Origin of the sequence: Streptomyces rhizosphaerihabitans (genome assembly GCF_025399795.1) — a bacterium.
Taxonomy (GTDB): Bacteria; Actinomycetota; Actinomycetes; order Streptomycetales; family Streptomycetaceae; genus Streptomyces; species Streptomyces rhizosphaerihabitans.
The window spans coordinates 1-253 of the sequence record NZ_JAODTZ010000227.1 but is presented as its reverse complement, the minus strand read 5'-3'; the positions used below and the strand labels follow the sequence as shown (position 1 = coordinate 253).

At 67.6% G+C, this 253-nt stretch carries 1 protein-coding gene; it reads left to right on the top strand.

Annotated elements, in window-relative coordinates; translation table 11 throughout:
* On the top strand, positions 1 to 253 hold a 253-nt coding region (locus tag N4G66_RS45520), incomplete at both ends, for a carboxyl transferase domain-containing protein (RefSeq protein WP_315903787.1).

The following is a 253-nucleotide window of genomic DNA, read 5'->3' as shown; positions in this document are numbered from 1 at the left end:
CAAGACCGGCTGCCCGGTCATCGGCATCAACGACTCGGGTGGCGCCCGGATCCAGGAGGGTGTCAGCGCGCTCGGCATGTACGGCGAGATCTTCCGCCGCAACACCCACGCCTCCGGTGTCATCCCGCAGATCAGCCTGGTCGTCGGCCCCTGCGCGGGCGGCGCGGTCTACTCCCCCGCCATCACCGACTTCACGGTCATGGTCGACCAGACCTCGCACATGTTCATCACCGGCCCGGACGTCATCAAGACC